The organism is Acinetobacter sp. CE-15, from assembly GCF_051059255.1.
GTDB lineage: Bacteria > Pseudomonadota > Gammaproteobacteria > Pseudomonadales > Moraxellaceae > Acinetobacter > Acinetobacter guillouiae.
In genome coordinates, this window is sequence record NZ_CP192737.1 from 1972178 (window position 1) to 1993817 (window position 21640).

Below are 21640 nucleotides of genomic sequence, written 5' to 3' on the forward strand. Positions count from 1 at the left end.
GATTTTAAACTACATCCCCATTTTGACGTGAAACAGCTCAATTTTGACTTTAATCAGTTCAATTTTGGCTTGTTTTTGTGCGCACTTAGATTCATACCGCCTCAGCAATGAGGATTACGGATGGTAATCAATCAACTTTGTATGATAGAAACAGTACTGATTACGGGCTGCTTTTTATTACTTATTATTCATAAATCAGCATATGCCGATCCTGTATTAATCACAGATGATGCAAGTGTTGCTGATCTATATACTTGCCATTTTGAAAGTAATATAAACTTTTATAAACATCAGGAGGTTAATTCCAGTTTTTCTCCAGTATGTGGCATTGCCAAAAATTTGGAATTAAGTTTTCAACTGGATGATCATGTTCAAAATAAGAATCGTCATGATGTGATATCAGGTCAATTCAAACGTAATTTGAAAGCAGTGGAGTCAAATAGTTGGGGCGCTGCCGCATCCTTAACAATAAGCCGAAATATGTATGGTGATGACCACTCTAGTTGGAAAGTGAATCTCCCCATAACTTATTTATTACTGGATGATCGGTTATTTTTAAATGGAAATATCTCCTATGAACATCAGGGCAATACTCAGTATGTTTTAGCTGCAATTTCAAGTAATTATTGGATCAATGCTAAAACTTCGCTCAGTGCAGAAATCTTTAATCAAGATCATCAGTCTGTATTTTTTCAAACCGCATTTGGTTATGAGTTGATTCAAGATTTTGTCAGGGTCCAAGTGGCTTATGCAGATCGATTTGACCACCATCATGATCGCTGGTTTGGGCTGGGAGCTGAGTTTCTCACCAATTTTAAGCTCATAAAAAAATCATCTAATTCAATTCCTGTTCAATAGGAAGAAGTCTTTATTGCCAAAAAAGGAGAACATTATGCTTCATAATCTATGGCAACGTTTATTTTCTAATTTCATCAAAAAATATCATATTCAACACTTATTTGAACGTCATCGTTCATTTAAAGAATTACATCAAGCCAGTTATGCCAGTGAAATTAGTAAAAAGCTTTCACAAAGTTTGATCAATGCTTCCTATGTAGCTTCAGAGCAATTGCTTAATCATTTAAATACAACAGAGCAAGGCTTGTCAGCAAAGCAGGTTGAACAACGACAAGAACAATTTGGATTAAATGAGCTTGCGCATGAAAAACCACTGCCGTGGTGGAAGCATCTTTGGTATGCCTATCGTAATCCATTTAATATTTTACTTACCATTTTGGCTTTGGTGGCTTTCTTTACCGACGATATAGAAGGCACAATCATTATTACAACCATGGTTGTACTTTCTACGGTACTGCGCTATTGGCAAGAATTTAAGTCAAATAAAGCAGCTGCTGCATTAAAAGCAATGGTAAGTAATACGGCTACTGTGATTCGCCAAGTAGATTGGGATGATCCAGACCTTGAAACCATGCAATATGACCTAGATCAAGGATCTCAACAGGTTGAACTTGCGATCCAAGATTTGGTTCCTGGTGACATCATTTTACTATCTGCTGGAGATATGATCCCTGCGGATTGTCGAATTATCTTTGCAAAAGATCTGTTTGTTTCACAAGCGTCGATGACAGGTGAATCTATTCCTGTAGAAAAGTTTGCTGATCAAAAAGATCACACCCTGCAAAATGCATTGGAACTGGAAAATATTGTTTTTATGGGAACCAATATTGTGTCTGGTTCTGCAAAAGCGGTGGTGGTGAATACTGGGACACAAACCTATTTTGGAGCATTGGCACACCGAGTATCTCATGCAGATCGTGCAACGACTTCATTTCAAATGGGGGTAAATAAAGTCAGTTGGTTATTGATTCGATTTATGTTGATCATGGCACCAGTTGTATTATTTATCAATGGCTTTACCAAAGGCGATTGGAGTGAAGCATTGCTGTTTGCTTTATCTGTTGCTGTGGGTTTAACACCTGAAATGTTACCGATGATCGTGACCTCAACATTGGCCAAAGGTGCAGTATTTTTATCTCGTAAAAAAGTTATCGTTAAACGTTTAGATGCGATTCAAAATTTTGGCGCAATGGATGTTTTATGCACTGATAAAACAGGTACCTTGACTGAGGATAAAATTTGTTTATCACAACATGTCGATGTAAATGGTAAGACATCACAACGTGTACTGGTACAGGCTTACTTAAATAGCTATTACCAAAGAGGGCTGAAAAATTTACTGGATGCTGCAATTTTGGACCATGCTGCACAAGACTTACAGAATCTAAATTTTAAATTTAAAAAACTTGATGAAGTACCGTTTGATTTTGTGCGTCGACGTATGTCAGTAGTAGTCAGAACCTTACAGGGTAACGCACGTATTATCACTAAAGGTGCGGCAGAGGAAATGCTGAAAGTCTGTTCGCATGTAGAGATAAATGACAAGATTGAGTTATTAACGCCAGCCCATCTTGAGGCGATTCAAGAAAAAATACGCCAATTTAATCTTGAAGGTTTACGTGTTATTGCCATCGCATATCGAGATTTTAGTGGTAGATCAGATGACTTTTCTGTCGCAGATGAAAGTAATTTGATTTTAACTGGATATCTAACTTTCTTGGATCCACCTAAAAAATCTGCTGCACCTGCTTTAGCTCAATTGGCAGCGCATGGCGTCAATGTCAAAGTGCTTACCGGTGATAATGAGTTTGTTACTCAAAAGGTCTGCAAAGAACTTGGTTTGGACTGTGAACATGTTCTTTTAGGTGGGCATGTTGAGAATATGACTGATGAAGAACTAAAATTTGCCGTTGAATATACACAGGTATTTGCCAAGTTAAGCCCAGTTCACAAAGAACGTATTGTGATGCAGTTGAAAGAGAATGGACATGTGGTTGGATTCCTAGGCGATGGAATCAATGATGCGGCTGCGATACGCAGTGCTGATATTGGAATTTCGGTTGATACCGCAGTGGATATTGCCAAAGAATCAGCAGATTTAATTTTACTTGAAAAAAGTTTAATGGTGCTTGAAGAAGGCGTGCTAGAGGGACGACGTACATTTGCCAATATGCTGAAATATATCAAAATGACGGCAAGTTCAAATTTTGGTAATGTTTTTTCGGTATTAGTAGCTAGTGCTTTTATTCCGTTTTTACCGATGCTACCGATTCATTTGCTGGTACAGAACTTACTTTATGATGTATCACAAATCGCCATTCCATTTGACAATGTTGATGATGAGTTGATTGAAAAACCGCAAAGCTGGAAACCAAATGAAATTGGACGTTTTATGATTTTCTTTGGGCCACTCAGTTCGATCTTTGACATTTTGACCTTTGCTCTGATGTGGTTTGTATTTCATGCAAATTCACCAGAACAGCAAACCTTGTTTCAGTCAGGTTGGTTTGTCGTCGGATTATTAACACAAACGATTATTGTGCATATGATTCGTACAGAAAAAATACCATTTATTCAAAGTCGTGCGGCAATGCCTTTGATGGTCATGACCTTGGTCATTGTGGCTGCTGGTATTTTCTTACCAATGGGGCCTTTTGCTGAGTACTTAAAATTACAAGCTTTACCATTAACTTATTTCTTATTTTTACCTTTCATCTTGCTTGGCTACATGCTGGTTGTGCAACTGATGAAAAAAATTTACATCCGTCGTTACGGGTGGTAATGGAGAACTCCAATGCAACTCCAATTCATGCAACATCTAGAATTAGCGAATATGCTAGATACCTTGATTAGTTTACTTGGCGCTTTTATTTTAGGGGGATTGATCGGGTTTGAGCGACAGTATAGACAGCGTACAGCAGGTTTAAGAACCAATGTATTAGTCGCACTTGGCGCTGCTATATTTGTTGATATTGCCAATAACTTAACAGGTGCTGATGGTTCAGTACGGGTGATTGCTTATGTGGTTTCTGGCATTGGATTTCTTGGCGCAGGGGTAATCATGCGCCAAGAAGGGAATATTCAAGGGCTCAATACTGCTGCAACCTTGTGGTGTTCTGCAGCTGTCGGTGCTGCGGCAGGTTGTGACCGTTTGGTGGAAGCAATATTAGCGACGATATTTATTTTGGCAGCCAATACTTTATTACGTCCTATTGGGCATATTATCGACCGTAAACCTTTAAATGTTGATTCGGAAATGCAACATGAAATTTATGTGGTTTGTCAAAAAGAGCACAGTAAATATGTCATGGATGAGCTGAATAAAGCTTTAAAGCGTTATCATTTTCCTGCTAAAGATTTTGATGTAGAACCGTTTGGTGAGCAAGATGTAGAGATTAAGGCGATTTTGATTGCGAACTCCGTTGAGGAAAAAGAAATTCAGCCGATTATTGAAATGTTAAATCAAATGCCTGAAGTGAGTCAGGCTTTTTGGGATCAAAATACCTTGGCTTAAAATGATGTTTATTTTTAGGGTGTCGGAGCTAAATAGTCTTAAGTGTCAATTTTTTAGGCTTAAACTATATAACGTGAGTTCGACTTAACTATATCTTTAACTTATTGAAAAGCAATGATCTTGACGGAGTCTTGCTGAACTGCCATTCAATTTCAGGATCAGCCTGCGGCTCGCCATACTTTTGTTTCGGCAAAAGTAGGCAAAACCATTGTCATCCGCAAAACTCGTCAACGACCAGAAACGCATTCAATGAATCGCAGAAACAATACTTTATGAATGAAGTCCTGCCTCAGACAGTTGCGGATGACGTTTCCGTGTATCATATTTCATCAAAAACTTATATCGAACTCAGTTTGTATAGTCTTGCAAAGCATCTCGCATTTTTTGTGGAATCGGGGTGCTTTTCTTTGTCTCACGCTCAACAAATACATGCACAAATTGACCTTGTGCTGAAGCTTCAGTTTTACCCTGTTTGAAAATAGCCAGATCATAGCTCAGTGATGAATTACCAATTTTTGCAATGGCGACCCCAACCTCAATAATTTCTGGATAGGTGAGTTCTTCGAGAAAATGACATGAAGAATTTACCACCAAGCCAATGATGGGTGAATGGTGTATATCAAAGTCTGTTTTTTGGATCAGGAGCGCATTTGCCGCAGTGTCAAAATAACTATAATAAGTCACATTATTCACATGACCATAAATATCGTTGTCTGCCCAACGTGTTTGGATAGGGAAGATAAAGGAATATTGGGTACGTAATTTTATTTCTGGTTTCATTTGGATTATTCATTCAAATAGATAAAAAATTAACAGCGCTTTTTCGTGATCAATCACCAAGTCAATGCTTTTCAAGATTTTATAAACAAGTAACTTTATAGATGAATTTTGCACTTGTTTACAAGTGTTTTAGTTAAACATTTATAATCAAGTGTATGCAATAAAAAAGCTCATTAAGTCTAACCTAATGAGCTTTTGCAATTTAGAACTGATTCAGTCTAAATTGATTAGAAACGATAACCAAGACCTAAATAAGTCACGATTGGTTTAATCTCAATGCTGCTTTGGCCTGAAATTAAAGTAGTTTGTCCAGCTGGCGTTGTACCATTAACATTTAATTTTGCTTTTGTTGTTAAATGCGCATATGAAACAGAAGCAGTTGCATACCAATTTTTGTTGATATTGAAATCTGCGCCAAGGATTGCAACAGGAGCAAACGCGTCATCAACTTTAACTTTACCTAGTTCTGGATTGTATCGACCAAGTAAAGGATTGGCTTTTAATGCATCATTGATTGCTGAATCAGTCTCAACATTTGAGAAATGAGCATACATCAAGCCTGCACCTACATAAGGACGGATCTTGTTGTTGATTGAACCAAAGTGATAACGACCAGAAAGCGTTGGTGTATAAGCATCTGTTGTTGCAGCTTTATCAAATTTATTTAGATCAACGACAGTAACACCATGAACTTTAATGCTACCTTTACCAGCAAGCTCCATTTCAGGAGGAGCGCCTAAAGTTAATTCAAGCGAAACATTGTCATTGACAAAATAATCAAGCATTAAGCCTGCGGTATCCGCATTTTGTACTTCAAAGCCTGCATCTGGGTTATTGGCTTGTATATTCGCCAATGGACCTAAATAAGGACTATTACCAGTTTTACCATTTACGCCTTGTCCTTTACTTTGAGGCATAACATGTAACCAACCAGCAGAAACACCAAAAGTTTTACCATCTGAAGTTGCTGCGTGAGAAACGTTGCTTAATCCAAATGCTGCTAATGGCAGAATTGCTAATGTAAGTTTTTTCATAGAATCATTTTCCAATACTAGTTGTCTTAATTTTCCGATTAAGATCTGTCGCGATTTTAGAGTAATTATTTTAAAAATTAAATAAAAATTAAATAAAAACTAATTACTAGCTAGTCATAAAATAAACGTTTAATGGGTTAATGGTTTGATAATTAATCATTTTTAAATAAAATCTTTAAAAAAACTTTAAGTTCGATTGATTAAAAAATATAACAAAACGAGGCAATAAGATGGTTTTTTCATATTTTGAGAATAATCAAGTTTAATTTTAATGCTGTATTTTTACAAGATTATAAATTTTGTTCAAAATTTAGGTCGATTTGATCTGATGCAGGCCGCATATTTCAAACACAAATTATAGGTCATATGATAGATATTTTGATACTTTTAAATAAAACACTCAGCGAGTATGTCTCAATTGTACTCCATGTTTATTCAAGATTATTCATAAATTAAAAAATGATCATGTGGTGTGAGTCATATTGGTATTGAAAGTGCCTTCTCCTACTGGACATAGGTATCTACACAATTAAATCTATTTAAGTTAAATTGGAGAGCATGCTCTCCAATTTAACATTCCACACTTAGATAACCGATTAGTTAAACGCTACGGACGTCTTGTAAAACTTAATATGAATCCACTTGCTTCATTAGCTCCAGCGCTTAAAGATATTGCTTCTACCCAAAAGACTAGCTTTGCTACAACCCAAGCAGTTTGGCGTTTCTTAAATAACGAAAACGTTTCATTTCAACAACTCAATCAGCCTCTTCAAAAACTTGCGTTTGAACAAATCGCTCTATCGAATCACCACTATGCCTTAGTTGCTCATGATTGGTCTCAACTACAATATTTCAAACATAACAACAAGTTAAATAGATTCAAAAGAACACATGCAAGTGACAAAGGCTATGAATTACAAAGCAGTTTATTAATTGATGCTGAAACGGGTTTACCCATTGCACCATTAGATCAAACTTTATGTGATGCTACTGGACGTTATTCAACATTTACTGATGGGCATAAAATAAAAGAAACCCACTTAAATGCACTATGTGAACAAATCGAACATATTGAGTCTTTACCAATAGAAAAGAAACTCGTACATATTATTGATCGTGAAGGAGATTCAATTGCTCATCTTAGATTATTGAATCAACAAGAACATTTATTTCTTATTCGAGGTAAAGAAGGAAATCGTGTTGAATATCAAGGAGAAGATGTTAAGTTAAGGGAAGTGTCAGACCAAATACCAACTACACAAACCCATACAATTCAATATAAAGGGAATTGCGAACAACTCTATGTTGGTGAAACTCAAATCAGTATTACACGTAATGCAAGACCAATGCAGAAAGACGAAACGGGAAAAAGAGTTCCACCACAAAAGGGAAAGTCATTAACCGTTCGACTGATTGTAGTTGAAGTTAAAAATAAGCAAGGAAAATCACTTTCTCGTTGGAGCTTATTAAGTAATGTATCATCAGAAATTCCAAGTATAGAATTGGCAACTTGGTATTACTGGCGTTGGAAAATAGAAAACTATTTTAAGTTGTTAAAACAGGCGGGCCATGACATTGAGTCATGGCTACAAACAACTCCGCAAGCGATATTAAGACGACTCTTAATTGCAAGTATGGCATGTGTGTTAACTTGGCGAATACAGCGAGAAAATGATGAGAAAAATTCAAGAGTTAGAGTCTTTCTAACACGTCTATCAGGAAGACAACAAAAAAGAGGAACAAGGGAAAGTGCTCCTGCAATTTTGGCTGGTCTGTCAATATTACTGAATACACTACAATTATTATCTGAACATTCGGTTGATGACCTTAAGCTGATTGCTGAAATTGCATTAGAGTCTCTACAAAAAGATGTGTAGATACCAATGCCTACTGGAGGAAGGCTAGGATGAGGGCGCTTTTATATTGATTTATGCTTTTAAAAAGGACCTATGAAAGAAGTCTATTTAAAAGTGCATTCAATAAATCAATGCATGATCAATGTTGATAAATTTTAATAAATCGCCTGATAAATTTTTAATGCATCTGCGTGGAGTAGAGGCCTTGGATTATTTTGTAAAAGACGGGTTTGTAGCATTGCATCGGATGCCAATCTATCGAGTTGCTGCTCGTGTACATTTAAATCGCGCAATTTCAAAGTCAAACCACTGTGATCTAAGTGTCTCTGCATATGATCAATAAATAAGTCACATAAGCCTTCTGTACTGCCTTTACTATAAGGATCAAGCCATTGCATTAACTCTGCATAAAGTGCTTTTGCATCAGGCGCATTGAATTTTAACACCTCCAATAAAACTAAAGCATTAGTATGTCCATGTGATAAATGAAAATGACCACCTAAGGGGTATGCTAAAGCGTGTACAGCACCTACAGGAGCGTTGGCAAAAGCCTGCCCTGCAAGCATAGAGCCAACCAGCATATTTTGACGAGCTGCTAAATTTGTACCATCCGCCAAGACCAATTTTAAATTTTTATTTAAAAGTTTAAGGGCTTGTTTAGCAAGCATGTCTGCATAAAAATTCTTTTTAATTTTAGAGGTATAGGCTTCAATGGCATGCACCATCGCATCTATGCCTGTTGCTGCTGTGATATGTGCAGGTAGGCCTGAGGTAAATGTTGCGTCTAGAATTGCCACATCGGCATATAAAATGGGGGAAACGATACCTGTTTTGGTGGTTTCACCTGTAGTGACAATTGAAATGGGGGTGACTTCAGAGCCTGTGCCCGCTGTGGTTGGAATAAGAATTAAAGGAAGGCGAGGGCCTTTGACATTATTGACCCCATAGATTTCCTGAATACTTTGTGATTGCTTTGGATTTGCCAATATCGCGATGAGTTTGGCAACATCCATAGAGCTACCACCACCAAAGCCAATCACCACATCTACTTGATTGTCTTTGGCGAATTGAACTGCCGATAAAACAATCTGCTCTGCTGGGTCTGCCTGTACATCGGCATAAATTTCATAGTCTAAATTGCATTGCGCTAAAATTTTTAATAGCGGCAAATGCAGTGCATGTTGAATCATGCCTGCATCTGTCACGATTAATGCTTTGTGGTATTGATTGCCTAATACTGTGCTGAGTTCTTGGATTGATCCTAAACCTGAAATAATATTGGCTACAGTTTGGAATTGAAAATGACTCATATGTATTATCCTTAATCTATCATCACAAATTAAACATTATTGTTTTAAGGTTCTATAGGATTCGCCTGCTAAATAACTTAACATAAGACTTTATAAAAGAAATGATCATTTGAGGTTGTTATGTCATCCAAAATGCCATACAAAGTTTTATGTGTGTGCTTAGGAAATATTTGTCGTTCACCCACAGCAGAGGTGGTTTTACGACACTATTGTGATGAAAAACGATTAAATGTAGTTGTGGATTCCGCTGGAACGAGCAATTATCATCCAAATAAATCACCCGATAGTCGCAGTCAAAAACATGCAATAAAAAGAGGCTATGATCTTTCTGGATTACGTGCTAGACAATTAAAAATACAAGACTTTTTAGAGTTTGATTTGATTCTTGCCATGGATCATCAGAATTTTGCGGATATACAGCAAGTGTATAACCAAGCCAGCAGCCAATTTGGTCTTGCTCAAATCAAAGCTAAAATTGCTTTAATGAATGAGCACGATCGCGTTTATCCACAACAGGCGCTTCCAGATCCTTATTATGGTGAAGCTGATGGATTTGAACGTGTACTTGATCAGTGTGAATCAAGCAGTTTGGCTTGGGTACATGTGTTTCAACAACAGTTTTAATGCAAGTGATTGAAATATTTTTAGGAAATAAATTTAAGTTATGAATATTGAATCACAGGTTCAGCTCAAACCCTTTAATACATTGAGTTTGAACTCGATTGCATCACATTATGTCAAAATACAATCTATCGTAGATCTTGAGCAAGCGTTGCAGTTTTCTAAAGCACACGATTTAAACGTTTTACTGCTTTCAGGGGGCAGCAATATGATGCTGCCTGAGCATATTCATGCGCTTGTAGTTGCTATAGATATACAAGGTATTGAATTTTTAAGTGAAGATGCCGAAAGTAAAACAATCAAAGTGGGTGCAGGGCAAGTTTGGCATGACTTTGTATTGTGGACGACAACGCAACAGCTTTACGGTTTACAGAACTTGGCTTTGATTCCGGGCTTAGTCGGCGCATCGCCTGTGCAAAATATTGGCGCGTATGGTGTTGAAGTCGGTGAATTTATTCAATCTGTAGAAGTCTACGATCGTCAATCAGCACAGACACTTTCAATTCAAGCACAAGATTGCCATTTTTCTTATCGACACAGTATTTTTAAAGATGACCCAGATCGTTATGTGATTACCCATGTGATTTTTAAATTACTTAAACATGCTGATTTAAAAGTAAATTATGGGGATTTAAAAGATGCAATGATGGATGATATGAGTGCTGAAAACTTACAAAAGCAAGTGATTCATATTCGTCAAAGTAAACTCCCAGACCCAAAAGAATATCCAAACGTGGGAAGTTTCTTTAAAAATCCGATTATTAAGCAACAAGAGTTTTCACAATTAATTGCAAAATTCCCTAATATTCCACATTATCCTCAAGCAGGGAATCACGTTAAAATTGCAGCGGGTTGGTTGATTGATCAATCAGGTTGGAAAGGTAAACAGCTTAATCAGGTGGGAATGTTTCATAAACAAGCTTTGGTATTGGTGAATTATGCCGATGCAACATTGACAGATGTACGCGCAACATATCAGGCAGTACAAAAAGATGTTTTTGAGAAGTTTGGTGTGCACTTAGAGCCTGAACCTGTGCTTTATAATGAACTAGGGTTAATCGAAAACCATTAAATTGAGTAAATATATGGTCAAACCGCATTGGATGGTCAGATTTCTACGAATAATTGCCATATTATTTGTATTATTCGGCTGTTTGGTCGTTTTTTGGTATACGCCATTTTATTCGACAATGATGGTTAAAATCCTGAATAGCATTGTTCCAGTTGAAGTGAATCAGGTGGCAGCAAAGAGCCAACAAAATGCTGCACTTTCGGAGGCTGAAAACTTAGAACCTGGTTCTGACTTATGGATTGCTCGACAAGCCTATCTTAAGTTGATGGATGAAGCGATTAAGAGTAAAAATGCTCAGGATTTAATTCTACTCCAGTTACGATATAAAGCCTTGCAAGAAAAAATTGCTGAAGATCAAAAAAATGATGATGAAGAACAAAACAAACCGGTAATTCCATTGGTGTCTGAACATGCTGCATCAGAGGTTGTTGAGAATCAATCGAACGATGTGGTTAAAAACTTATTGGATTTAAATAGTGAAGACAATAAGGCTTTAATGGATGAATATTTAACATTCTTAAAAAAACATAAAATTGATGAAAAATTACTTCAAGAAAATTCACACACATTGGCAAATGAATTGTCCAGTTCACAAGTACAAGAAGATCTTGAAAGTTTGCCTACCAAAACCAGTGAACAACCGAAGCCAATCAGTCAACCTTATGCAATTGTAGTCTTGGGCGGTGGTTTAACTTTAGATAAAAATCAAAAAGACATTATTGTGAATGACTATACCAAACTAAGACTTGAAACAACCTTAGCCTTAGAAGAGAAAGTTAAACTTCCTATTGTGCTGAGTGGTGTAGAAGCACCCTATATGCAAAAATGGTTATCTGAGCGCGGTGTACAAGCAAAACTATTAGAAAATAGAAGCATGAACACCTGTGAAAATACACGCTTCAGCTCATTGCTTTTACAGAAGAAAGGTGGTGCACCTACAGTCTTATTAATTACCGATCGTTACCATATGCCAAGAACGCGTCGTTTATTTGCATTAAATGGGATCGAAACAATTCCTGTCAATGCACCCATGCCAACTCAATTAACAGCATGGCAGCCTAGCAAACAAAATTATGATCATAGTCGTAGAGCCAATTATGAAACTTTAGCAACAATCCGAGATATGTTGTTTGGTTCGAGTGGCTGTAGAGAGGTGCCTTAATGGCAGATATTCCATTTTTAAATCCAACAATTCTAAAGCAACTTGACTTACCTATACCAAGTCGAGATACAACACCACAACTATTAGAAGCCTTAAACTTAAATCGTGAATATATTCCAAATAAAGAAATAAAATCTTATCAACGTCTTTATGGTTTTGATCAACTGGACTGTGTGCAATGGCAAGGTTTTATTGATATGCCGTTGTTTAAACTCCATGTGCAAGTATTTAAACCCAATATAGATAAAATAAAAGGCACTGTGTGTTTGTTGCATGGCTATTTAGAACATAGTGGTATTTACCAACCGATTGTGAAAGAAATCCTTGAACAAGGGTTTAGTGTGATTACTTATGATTTGCCTGGGCATGGACTGAGTAATGGTTCGCCTGCAAATATTCAAAATTTTGACCATTACCAACAAGTGTTACATGCAGTCTATCAATATGTAAAAAATGCAGAGCAGCTTCCTAAGCCGTGGTTGGGAGTAGGGCAAAGTACAGGTGGTGCAATTTGGATGCATCATTTACTTGAGTATGCACAAAAACGTGAAAATCCAATTGTGGATCGGGTGTTACTGCTTTCACCATTGGTCCGACCTGCAAAAACAGCGTGGTGGCATAATTCTATTGGTCTAGGAATTATTCGCAGAATTAAAAGAGAAGTCCCTCGTCACTTTAAAAGAAATAATCACAATCCTGAGTTTTTAAGATTTGTACGCCTTAAAGACCCGTTACAACCTCGAATGATGGGAATGGATTGGATTTTGGCAATGTCAAAGTGGATGCTGGAAATGGAAGCCTATCCAAAGTGCCGCATTCCGGTTTGGTTGGCACAAGGTGCACAAGACCAAACTGTAGACTGGAAATATAATATTGATTTTGTACGTCGACAATTTAGATTACAGACCTTATTGATTCTTGAAGAAGGCTCGCATCAATTGATTAATGAACGTGCTGATATACGTGCAGCATTAACAGGATTAATTCCTGCGTTTCTTCATGCACAATCTTCTGGTGATTATTTTGAATAGATATAGGTTGCTTTTAAGCTGAATTTCTCAAAAATGCCTAAAAAATAGGTGAATTATGCGGTTTTTTGAATATTTAGATTAAAAAATAATCACACGATGCATTTTGTTGAAAATAGGGCTTGTGCTGGTTTAAAATCTGTATAGAATACGCAGCATCCCGACGCGATACAGCAAACGAACTTAGCTTAGAGTGTTAAGTTGTTAAATGTTTATTGCGTCTTATTTATCACTGACGAAGTGATAAATTAATCATTAAGAGAATATGAAGAACAACTTGTGTGGATTTTTACTGATTGATTGATCGAAATATTATCATTGATTGATTGGTTTAAATTACTCGAAGTTTATTTGAGAGAATTTGTCAGTACATTGATGAGCCAGAATTGTGACCTTAAGTCACTAATGATTTTTAACTGAAGAGTTTGATCATGGCTCAGATTGAACGCTGGCGGCAGGCTTAACACATGCAAGTCGAGCGGGGGAGATTGCTTCGGTGATTGACCTAGCGGCGGACGGGTGAGTAATACTTAGGAATCTGCCTATTAATGGGGGACAACATCTCGAAAGGGATGCTAATACCGCATACGCCCTACGGGGGAAAGCAGGGGATCACTTGTGACCTTGCGTTAATAGATGAGCCTAAGTCGGATTAGCTAGTTGGTGGGGTAAAGGCCTACCAAGGCGACGATCTGTAGCGGGTCTGAGAGGATGATCCGCCACACTGGGACTGAGACACGGCCCAGACTCCTACGGGAGGCAGCAGTGGGGAATATTGGACAATGGGGGGAACCCTGATCCAGCCATGCCGCGTGTGTGAAGAAGGCCTTATGGTTGTAAAGCACTTTAAGCGAGGAGGAGGCTCCTGTAGTTAATACCTACAGTGAGTGGACGTTACTCGCAGAATAAGCACCGGCTAACTCTGTGCCAGCAGCCGCGGTAATACAGAGGGTGCGAGCGTTAATCGGATTTACTGGGCGTAAAGCGTGCGTAGGCGGCTTTTTAAGTCGGATGTGAAATCCCCGAGCTTAACTTGGGAATTGCATTCGATACTGGGAAGCTAGAGTATGGGAGAGGATGGTAGAATTCCAGGTGTAGCGGTGAAATGCGTAGAGATCTGGAGGAATACCGATGGCGAAGGCAGCCATCTGGCCTAATACTGACGCTGAGGTACGAAAGCATGGGGAGCAAACAGGATTAGATACCCTGGTAGTCCATGCCGTAAACGATGTCTACTAGCCGTTGGGGCCTTTGAGGCTTTAGTGGCGCAGCTAACGCGATAAGTAGACCGCCTGGGGAGTACGGTCGCAAGACTAAAACTCAAATGAATTGACGGGGGCCCGCACAAGCGGTGGAGCATGTGGTTTAATTCGATGCAACGCGAAGAACCTTACCTGGTCTTGACATAGTAAGAACTTTCCAGAGATGGATTGGTGCCTTCGGGAACTTACATACAGGTGCTGCATGGCTGTCGTCAGCTCGTGTCGTGAGATGTTGGGTTAAGTCCCGCAACGAGCGCAACCCTTTTCCTTATTTGCCAGCACTTCGGGTGGGAACTTTAAGGATACTGCCAGTGACAAACTGGAGGAAGGCGGGGACGACGTCAAGTCATCATGGCCCTTACGACCAGGGCTACACACGTGCTACAATGGTCGGTACAAAGGGTTGCTACCTAGCGATAGGATGCTAATCTCAAAAAGCCGATCGTAGTCCGGATTGGAGTCTGCAACTCGACTCCATGAAGTCGGAATCGCTAGTAATCGCGGATCAGAATGCCGCGGTGAATACGTTCCCGGGCCTTGTACACACCGCCCGTCACACCATGGGAGTTTGTTGCACCAGAAGTAGGTAGTCTAACCGTAAGGAGGACGCTTACCACGGTGTGGCCGATGACTGGGGTGAAGTCGTAACAAGGTAGCCGTAGGGGAACCTGCGGCTGGATCACCTCCTTAACGAAAGATTGACGATTGGTAAGAATCCACAACAAGTTGTTCTTCATTGATGTATCTGAGGGTCTGTAGCTCAGTTGGTTAGAGCACACGCTTGATAAGCGTGGGGTCACAAGTTCAAGTCTTGTCAGACCCACCAAGTCTACTGAACACAGAAGAGCAGATATATTAAGATCTTAAGCTGGGGACTTAGCTTAGTTGGTAGAGCGCCTGCTTTGCACGCAGGAGGTCAACGGTTCGACTCCGTTAGTCTCCACCACTAATTAAAGACTAAGTGATTACAGAACTTAGTAAGCCGATAGCTTATTAAGTTCTGTGATTTATCACAGTTAACTACTTGCTGACGAGGCGGTAGTGAATCATTAACAGAATATATTTGAGTTGAAATAATTGTTTAAACTCGTTTTAGTTGATGTTAGCAAGTAATTGTTAATGTTGAATGAAATGAGCACTAGCGATAAAACTGAATCAAGCGTTTTGGTATATGAATTAAATTGAAGCTGTATGGTGATTAAATTCACAGGCAACAAATAGAAGTGATTAAGTTCACATTGTTGATCCTCCTTGTAGGGATTAACGACTGTTTGGGGTTGTATAGTCAAGTAATTAAGTGCATGTGGTGGATGCCTTGGCAGTCAGAGGCGATGAAAGACGTAATAGCCTGCGATAAGCTTCGGGGAGGCGGCAAATATCCTGTGATCCGGAGATTTCTGAATGGGGAAACCCACTTACCATAAGGTAGGTATCGCATGATGAATACATAGTCATGCGAGGCGAACGAGGGGAAGTGAAACATCTCAGTACCCTTAGGAAAAGAAATCAATTGAGATTCCCTCAGTAGCGGCGAGCGAACGGGGATCAGCCCATTAAGTTATATGTGTTTTAGCGGAAAGCTCTGGGAAGTGCTACCGTAGAGGGTGATAGTCCCGTACACGAAAGGGCACATATAATGATGACGAGTAGGGCGAGGCACGTGAAACCTTGTCTGAATATGGGGGGACCATCCTCCAAGGCTAAATACTCCTGACTGACCGATAGTGAACCAGTACCGTGAGGGAAAGGCGAAAAGAACCCCTGTGAGGGGAGTGAAATAGATCCTGAAACCGCATGCATACAAGCAGTGGGAGCCGACTTGTTCGGTGACTGCGTACCTTTTGTATAATGGGTCAGCGACTTATATTCAGTAGCAAGGTTAACCGCATAGGGGAGCCGTAGAGAAATCGAGTCTTAATAGGGCGTTTAGTTGCTGGGTATAGACCCGAAACCGGGTGATCTATCCATGAGCAGGTTGAAGGTTGGGTAACACTAACTGGAGGACCGAACCCACTGTCGTTGAAAAGCCAGGGGATGACTTGTGGATAGGGGTGAAAGGCTAATCAAACTCGGTGATAGCTGGTTCTCCCCGAAAGCTATTTAGGTAGCGCCTCGGACGAATACCATAGGGGGTAGAGCACTGTTTCGGCTAGGGGGTCATCCCGACTTACCAAACCGATGCAAACTCCGAATACCTATGAGTACTATCCGGGAGACAGACTGCGGGTGCTAACGTCCGTAGTCAAGAGGAAAACAATCCAGACCGCCAGCTAAGGCCCCCAAATTATAGTTAAGTGGGAAACGATGTGGGAAGGCATAGACAGCTAGGAGGTTGGCTTAGAAGCAGCCACCCTTTAAAGAAAGCGTAATAGCTCACTAGTCGAGTCGGCCTGCGCGGAAGATGTAACGGGGCTAAAACTATATGCCGAAGCTGCGGATGTATACTATGTATACGTGGTAGGGGAGCGTTCTGTAAGCCGATGAAGGTGTATTGAGAAGTATGCTGGAGGTATCAGAAGTGCGAATGCTGACGTGAGTAACGACAAAACGGGTGAAAAACCCGTTCGCTGAAAGACCAAGGGTTCCAGTCCAACGTTAATCGGGGCTGGGTGAGTCGACCCCTAAGGCGAGGCCGAGAGGCGTAGTCGATGGGAAATTGGTTAATATTCCAATACTTCTGTGTAATGCGATGAGAGGACGGAGAAAGTTAAGTCAGCCTGGCGTTGGTTGTCCAGGTGAAAGGCAGTAGGCATGCATCTTAGGCAAATCCGGGGTGCTCTATGCTGAGAGCTGATAGCAAGCTAGTTTACTAGCGAAGTGGCTGATACTATGCTTCCAGGAAAAGTCTCTAAGCTTCAGTTACACAGGAATCGTACCCTAAACCGACACAGGTGGTCAGGTCGAGTAGACCAAAGCGCTTGAGAGAACTCTGCTGAAGGAACTAGGCAAAATGGTACCGTAACTTCGGGAGAAGGTACGCTGCTGACGGTGATAGGACTTGCTCCTTGAGCTATTGGCAGCCACAGAAACCAGGCCCCTGCAACTGTTTATTAAAAACATAGCACTCTGCAAACACGAAAGTGGACGTATAGGGTGTGATGCCTGCCCGGTGCTGGAAGGTTAATTGATGGGGTTAGCGTAAGCGAAGCTCTTGATCGAAGCCCCAGTAAACGGCGGCCGTAACTATAACGGTCCTAAGGTAGCGAAATTCCTTGTCGGGTAAGTTCCGACCTGCACGAATGGCATAATGATGGGGGCGCTGTCTCCAGCAGAGGCTCAGTGAAATCGAAATCGCCGTGAAGATGCGGTGTACCCGCGGCTAGACGGAAAGACCCCGTGAACCTTTACTGCAGCTTGACATTGAACTTTGATCTTACTTGTGTAGGATAGGTGGGAGGCTTTGAAGTAGTGACGCCAGTTGCTATGGAGCCATCCTTGAAATACCACCCTGGTAATATTGAGGTTCTAACTCTGTCCCGTTATCCGGGACGAGGACCATGTCTGGTGGGTAGTTTGACTGGGGCGGTCTCCTCCTAAAGAGTAACGGAGGAGTACGAAGGTGCGCTCAGCGTGGTCGGAAATCACGCGTAGAGTATAAAGGCAAAAGCGCGCTTAACTGCGAGACCCACAAGTCGAGCAGGTACGAAAGTAGGTCTTAGTGATCCGGTGGTTCTGTATGGAAGGGCCATCGCTCAACGGATAAAAGGTACTCTGGGGATAACAGGCTGATACCGCCCAAGAGTTCATATCGACGGCGGTGTTTGGCACCTCGATGTCGGCTCATCTCATCCTGGGGCTGAAGCAGGTCCCAAGGGTATGGCTGTTCGCCATTTAAAGAGGTACGCGAGCTGGGTTTAGAACGTCGTGAGACAGTTCGGTCCCTATCTACCGTGGGCGTTGGAAATTTGAGAGGATCTGCTCCTAGTACGAGAGGACCAGAGTGGACGAACCTCTGGTGTACCGGTTGTGACGCCAGTCGCATCGCCGGGTAGCTATGTTCGGAAGGGATAACCGCTGAAAGCATCTAAGCGGGAAGCCTACCTCAAGATAAGATTTCCCTAGGACTTTATGTCCTCTAAAGAGCCGTTGAAGACTACGACGTTGATAGGTTGGATGTGGAAGTGCGGTGACGCATGAAGCTGACCAATACTAATTGCTCGTGAGGCTTGACTATACAACACCCAAGCAGTTGTATACGAAGCATCATTTGATTCATAAAAGATCAAACATACTTGATTTAGTTGTAAAGCTAGTTAAACTATTCAACTCAAATGTTCTGTTAAACTCATTTGGTACGAAGTAAGGCATTTAAATAAGACCCGAACAAGTCCATAACAGTTTGCTGGCGACAATAGCAAGAGTGAACCACCTGATCCCTTCCCGAACTCAGAAGTGAAACCTCTTAGCGCTGATGGTAGTGTGGGGTTACCCATGTGAGAGTAAGTCATCGCCAGCTTTTAAATCTAAAACACCCCGATCTCTAGCGAGAGCGAGGTGTTTTTTTATGCGCGGAGAGAAATAATAAATAGTAAGAATAAGATGTAAATTTTGCTGTTTCACTTCCTCATTAAAATATAGCAAAGTAGGATAGAGTTAAGACTAACTATAACTATAGTTATTAGTTGCTTAACTGGAATAGAAAGAAGAATGACATTTAACGGAAATAGATAAAATGCACTGCTTTAAAACCTATCTATCCTCCAACATATTTCCTTATTTTTATGAATTTTCTTTCCTTCGTCATAACTTGAAAAATGGAAGCATCAATTGAATAAATTTATACAATATACAGTTAAATGAATTGAGCTTAAAATTCATCTTTATTTCTGTTAGGTGTTCTTATGCAATGGGTGGTTGCTGAAACATATTCATTCCCTTACGAGGCTCAGATTGCCAAAACGCAATTAGAAGCAGCTGAAATTCCAGCACGTATTGAAAATGAACATACTATTAATATGGATTGGCTTTACTCTAATGCTTTGGGTGGTGTGCGACTGTTAGTTCCTGAAAGCTATGCAGAAGAGGCTAAAGCATTACTTGCCCAAGATTTTAGTCAAGAATTAGAACAACAGTTTGGAGCAAGCGAAAGTTGCTCTCATTGTGGTAGTCGCGATATACAGCCATATACCGAAGGAAAACGTCCCGCTTATTTGGTTTTTCTATTGCTTGGTTTTCCGCTCTTTTTTTATAAAAATGGAACGAAGTGTAAACAGTGCCAACATTTTTGGCGTTAGTGCTCTATTGGAAAGTCGGCAAGATATTTTAAATAAGCAAACTTTAGATCAAATAAATTACTTACTAGAAAATATCGTAAAATTTGATCAATAAAAGCAAAGCATCATTCAACAGGATTTTGAAGTTGAAGGGATAGTCAAAGACTATGTGGATTTTCATATTGAAGAATTAAGTGATGATTGCTTAGAAAAAATTGGGATTTCTAATCCATTAACTGATTGTGGTCAAAATAGATCATCAAGGTCATTTAGACCATCTAAGTATCTAAATTGGGAAAGTTGAAATATAGAGCTAAATCTAACATGTTCATATTTTGCTAAAATGAAACAAAGGCTAAGCTTTAAGCTTGATATATTCTGTGTTGAGTTTATATGCTTATTTGTACAAGTATAAGTAATTAATATTTGCTGAAAGCTGAATCGTACAATTTACAATTAATGGATCAACATGGATAGAAATACTCCCATTTATGTTTCTTTAACAGGTACAAATAGCCATCAGATAAAAATTCCAGCTGGGCAAGGAAGCTTCTCAATTGGTCGAATCGGCATGGACAAGAAAAAGTTTGATGTTCTTGTTGAAGAAAATGCTGTAATCAATTGGGACGCTTTTAATACTTTGTATACGCCAAATGGTCAACAAAATGCGCATTTGCATCCTTATGGAGATTGGCCAAGATTTTTTTATTATTGGGGAAATGATCAGGGTTTTACTGAATGGTCGAAGAAAAGAGTAATAGAAGATTTTTCTTGGCGACCTACGCAAGCAATTTGTCTAGATTTAAGTCATGCTCAAATTCATAACTTTTCAATCAAAGCAGATCAACATCCAATCACATTAGTTTTAAATCATGCTGATAGTGAGAATAAGAAGGGGTTATATTCGCTTCATTTGGCTGGTCATATTGAGCATTTTGAAATTATTACCACAGCAGCATATCCCCATATGAGAATAGAGCCAACGACATACAAAGATCCAAGGGTATCGGCATACCATCTTCCTGTTATGAAAAATTTAGCGGCAATAACTTCGTTAGATTTAGCTGTTAAACCTTTAGGTCAAGCATTTGATTGTGAAAGCTTATTGCAGTTTCCTAATTTAAAAAATCTAAACTTAACTGGGAATATAACCAATACAGCAAGTTTAAAACAACTTCAGCAACTTGAACGTATTGGAATACGCTATGCCGTAAATTTGGAAGGCTTTCCTGCTTTAAAGACTTGGGAAAACTTAAGGTCCTTCATTGGATGGAATATTGATGAAAAAACAGGGAAAAGGTTAAATGCTGAATTAAAGCATTTAGTTAAAGAAAAACAATTGGATTATTCGTCGGTGTCTAAACTGAGGAGTTCAATATGGTTTACCACTGAATATGGAATTCCATTTGAAAACTGGGAAAGCAATAATGCAAAAATTGCGATCAAAGCATATAAATCTGCTTTAAAAGAAATCTCCAAGGCGAAGACAAAGCAAGATGTGAAAGGGGCAATTATTGAACTTGTTGAGATAATTAATACATTGCCCAATATTGAAACTGTTGAAAGGGAAGATACTGGTCTTGCTGTACTGCAACTGGTTGAAGCTTCAACATTCGATATAGATCAAGAAACAATGAATACTTGGTTTGATGAAATACGAGATTTTTAAAATATTCTGTTGTTAAGTAAAAAACGGCAAGATTTCTTACCATTTTTTAAAATTAAGATTAGAAGCTATATCCCGTAATTTACGATCGCCACGACGATTTTTCTGTCGTTGCAAAAATATATTCAGCTTTTAGTTGAATCGGTGTGGAAGAAGTTGCATATGCAGAGAATTCCATTGAATTATCCATGCCACACTATTTAATCAATCCACTTCAGTATGCCTAAAAAGCGGATTTGGTTGTACTTGGTGGATAATGTTATG

The 21640-nt window shown here is 39.4% G+C and carries 13 protein-coding genes, 2 tRNA genes and 3 rRNA genes; 15 read left to right on the top strand and 3 right to left on the bottom strand.

Annotation, left to right across the window (positions count from 1 at the left end; translation table 11 throughout):
- Nucleotides 1-120 precede the first annotated feature (120 nt).
- From ACQ7EO_RS09100 to ACQ7EO_RS09110, 3 genes are read left to right on the top strand one after another with little or no spacing between them, the layout of a single operon-like run.
- Complete coding sequence (locus tag ACQ7EO_RS09100) at nucleotides 121-858, top strand: hypothetical protein (protein ID WP_434279429.1); 738 nt, start codon at nucleotides 121-123, stop codon at nucleotides 856-858.
- 34 nt (nucleotides 859-892) lie between these two features.
- Nucleotides 893-3640 (top strand): magnesium-translocating P-type ATPase, encoded by a 2748-nt coding sequence (gene mgtA / locus ACQ7EO_RS09105; RefSeq protein ID WP_434279430.1) that lies wholly within the window; start codon nucleotides 893-895, stop codon nucleotides 3638-3640.
- A 12-nt stretch (nucleotides 3641-3652) separates the two neighbouring features.
- On the top strand, nucleotides 3653-4372 hold the full coding sequence (locus tag ACQ7EO_RS09110; RefSeq protein WP_004719550.1) for an MgtC/SapB family protein: 720 nt from the start codon (nucleotides 3653-3655) through the stop codon (nucleotides 4370-4372).
- Nucleotides 4373-4720: 348 nt separating this feature from the next.
- Here the strand turns inward: ACQ7EO_RS09110 and ACQ7EO_RS09115 are convergent, their stop codons facing one another.
- Nucleotides 4721-5152 carry an acyl-CoA thioesterase gene (locus tag ACQ7EO_RS09115; RefSeq protein WP_434279431.1) on the bottom strand — a complete coding sequence of 144 codons (432 nt, stop codon included), beginning with the start codon at nucleotides 5150-5152 and terminating at the stop codon, nucleotides 4721-4723.
- 227 nt (nucleotides 5153-5379) lie between these two features.
- The gene (locus ACQ7EO_RS09120; RefSeq protein ID WP_004822265.1) at nucleotides 5380-6186 is read right to left on the bottom strand and encodes an OmpW/AlkL family protein; all 807 of its coding nucleotides are present in this window, start codon (nucleotides 6184-6186) and stop codon (nucleotides 5380-5382) included.
- A 632-nt stretch (nucleotides 6187-6818) separates the two neighbouring features.
- Between ACQ7EO_RS09120 and ACQ7EO_RS09125 the strand changes: the two genes are divergently transcribed.
- Nucleotides 6819-8063: a transposase gene (locus ACQ7EO_RS09125; protein WP_244012863.1), complete on the top strand. Its 1245-nt coding sequence runs from the start codon at nucleotides 6819-6821 to the stop codon at nucleotides 8061-8063.
- Nucleotides 8064-8197: 134 nt separating this feature from the next.
- On the opposite strand, the gene ACQ7EO_RS09130 is transcribed toward ACQ7EO_RS09125, so the two are convergent.
- Nucleotides 8198-9352, bottom strand: a complete 1155-nt coding sequence (locus ACQ7EO_RS09130; protein WP_004822263.1) for an iron-containing alcohol dehydrogenase — start codon at nucleotides 9350-9352, stop codon at nucleotides 8198-8200.
- Between the two features lie 120 nt (nucleotides 9353-9472).
- Here ACQ7EO_RS09130 and ACQ7EO_RS09135 point away from each other — a divergent pair, with 120 nt between their 5' ends.
- From ACQ7EO_RS09135 to ACQ7EO_RS09185, 11 genes are all read left to right on the top strand, one after another.
- On the top strand, nucleotides 9473-9976 hold the full coding sequence (locus ACQ7EO_RS09135) for a low molecular weight protein-tyrosine-phosphatase (protein ID WP_434279432.1): 504 nt from the start codon (nucleotides 9473-9475) through the stop codon (nucleotides 9974-9976).
- Nucleotides 9977-10016: 40 nt separating this feature from the next.
- Complete coding sequence (gene murB / locus ACQ7EO_RS09140) at nucleotides 10017-11045, top strand: UDP-N-acetylmuramate dehydrogenase (protein ID WP_434279433.1); 1029 nt, start codon at nucleotides 10017-10019, stop codon at nucleotides 11043-11045.
- A 13-nt stretch (nucleotides 11046-11058) separates the two neighbouring features.
- Entirely contained in the window at nucleotides 11059-12207 is a 1149-nt protein-coding gene (locus ACQ7EO_RS09145) for a YdcF family protein (RefSeq protein ID WP_434279434.1), read from the top strand.
- The gene (locus ACQ7EO_RS09150; RefSeq protein WP_004719563.1) at nucleotides 12207-13238 is read left to right on the top strand and encodes an alpha/beta hydrolase; all 1032 of its coding nucleotides are present in this window, start codon (nucleotides 12207-12209) and stop codon (nucleotides 13236-13238) included. The genes ACQ7EO_RS09145 and ACQ7EO_RS09150 overlap by 1 nt, the downstream gene beginning before the upstream one ends.
- 410 nt (nucleotides 13239-13648) lie before the next feature.
- A 16S ribosomal RNA gene (locus ACQ7EO_RS09155) occupies nucleotides 13649-15187 on the top strand.
- A 59-nt stretch (nucleotides 15188-15246) separates the two neighbouring features.
- Nucleotides 15247-15323: transfer RNA gene (locus tag ACQ7EO_RS09160), tRNA-Ile, on the top strand.
- A 44-nt stretch (nucleotides 15324-15367) separates the two neighbouring features.
- Nucleotides 15368-15443 (top strand) — tRNA-Ala (locus ACQ7EO_RS09165).
- Nucleotides 15444-15780: 337 nt separating this feature from the next.
- A 23S ribosomal RNA gene (locus ACQ7EO_RS09170) occupies nucleotides 15781-18671 on the top strand.
- 167 nt (nucleotides 18672-18838) lie between these two features.
- Nucleotides 18839-18953: ribosomal RNA gene (gene rrf, locus ACQ7EO_RS09175) — 5S ribosomal RNA — on the top strand.
- The 16S, 23S and 5S rRNA genes sit together here with 2 tRNA genes alongside, the layout of an rRNA operon.
- 385 nt (nucleotides 18954-19338) lie before the next feature.
- Complete coding sequence (locus ACQ7EO_RS09180; protein ID WP_434279435.1) at nucleotides 19339-19731, top strand: DUF2007 domain-containing protein; 393 nt, start codon at nucleotides 19339-19341, stop codon at nucleotides 19729-19731.
- Nucleotides 19732-20179: 448 nt separating this feature from the next.
- Nucleotides 20180-21379: a hypothetical protein gene (locus tag ACQ7EO_RS09185; protein WP_434279436.1), complete on the top strand. Its 1200-nt coding sequence runs from the start codon at nucleotides 20180-20182 to the stop codon at nucleotides 21377-21379.
- Nucleotides 21380-21640: the final 261 nt, after the last annotated feature.